Origin of the sequence: Ralstonia sp. TCR112, from assembly GCF_007997035.1 — a bacterium.
Lineage (GTDB): Bacteria > Pseudomonadota > Gammaproteobacteria > Burkholderiales > Burkholderiaceae > Ralstonia > Ralstonia edaphi.
In genome coordinates, this window is record NZ_VOSS01000187.1 from 1 (window position 1) to 1,498 (window position 1,498).

Consider the following 1,498-nt stretch of genomic DNA (forward strand, 5'->3'; position numbering starts at 1 on the left):
GCGCCCGCCATGAAGCACAGCGCCTGCAGCGCATCGTCCATCGCCTCGCGGCCAGCGGAGAGTCGCACCATCGCCTTGGGCATCGTGATGCGCGCCACGGCAATCGTGCGCACGAAATCGAACGGGTCCAGTTCTTCGTTGCCCGCCAGCGGCGTGCCTTCCACCTTCACCAGGTTGTTGATGGGCACGGAGTCCGGATACGGCTCCATGTTCGCCAACTCGGCGATCAGGCCTGCACGCTCGTGCACCGATTCCCCCAAGCCGACGATGCCGCCGCAGCACACGTTGATGCCGGCGTCACGCACGTGCTCGAGCGTGTCGAGCCGGTCCTGATACGTGCGCGTGGTGATGATCTCGCCGTAGAACTCGGGCGCGGTGTCGAGGTTGTGGTTGTAGTAATCCAGGCCCGCTTCCTTCAACTGCGCGGCTTGTTCCTGCTTGAGCATGCCGAGCGTCACGCACGTCTCCAGCCCCATCGCCTTCACGCCGCGCACCATGTCGGCCACGGCGTCGAGCTGATGCGGCTTGGGGTTGCGCCACGCGGCACCCATGCAGAAGCGGCTTGCGCCGTTTTGCTTGGCGCGCGATGCGGCTTCCAGCACTGCGTCGATCGGCATCAGCTTTTCAGCCTCGACACCGGTGTCGTAGCGCGCCGATTGCGGGCAATACGAGCAGTCTTCCGGGCAGCCGCCGGTCTTGATGGACAGCAGCGTCGACAGCTGAACCGCATTCGCATCAAAGTTGGCGCGGTGCACCTGCTGCGCCTGGAACAGCAGGTCGTTGAACGGCAGCGCGAACAGCGCTTCGATGGCTTCGCGGCTCCAGCGGGCGTTGGGATTCTGCCCCGGCGTGGGCGGCACCTTGGCGGCGTTCGGCACGAAGTTCAGTGGAGTGGATTGCATGAGGACTTCCTTCAAGTGATGCGTGGTTTCGTTGTTATGCGGGTCAGGCCGGCAGCAGCCAGTTCGGCTTGCGCTTGCCCAGGAAACTCTGCACGCCTTCGCGGCCTTCTTCCGAGGCGCGGATGGCGGCGATGCGCTCAGCGGTGTCGGCCAGCAGCGCATCATTGACCGTAGCGCCAGAGACTTCACGCACGAGGCGCTTGCTTTCGCGCACGGCATTCGGGCTGTTGGCGACGAGCGCGGCTGTAATGTCGGCCACCTTGGCGTCGAGCGCGTCTGCGCTCACCAGCTCATGCACGAGGCCCAGGCGATGCGCCTCTGCGGCGGAGAAACGTTCTGCGGTGATGAAGTAGCGGCGCGATGCCTGCTCGCCCAGCGCGCGGATCACGTATGGGCTGATGGTGGCCGGGATCAAGCCAAGCTTCGCTTCCGACAGGCAGAAGTTGGCCGTGTCGACAGCGACGACGATGTCGCACGCGGCGACCAGGCCGACGCCGCCGGCATACGTGTCGCCCTGCACGCGCGCGATCACGGGCTTGGGGCAGGTGTAGATGGCGCGCAGCATTTCGGCCAGGCGCAGGGCGTCGGCGCGGTTC

The 1,498-nt window shown here is 65.8% G+C and carries 2 protein-coding genes; both read right to left on the reverse strand.

The annotated features are described in order from the left end of the window. On the reverse strand, positions 1-902 hold a 902-nt coding region (bioB, locus tag FUT88_RS25160; RefSeq protein ID WP_147219261.1), incomplete at its 3' end, for a biotin synthase BioB. 43 nt (positions 903-945) lie between these two features. Next, positions 946-1,498 (reverse strand): enoyl-CoA hydratase-related protein (locus FUT88_RS25165; protein ID WP_147219263.1); only part of this gene is annotated, 553 nt, incomplete at its 5' end.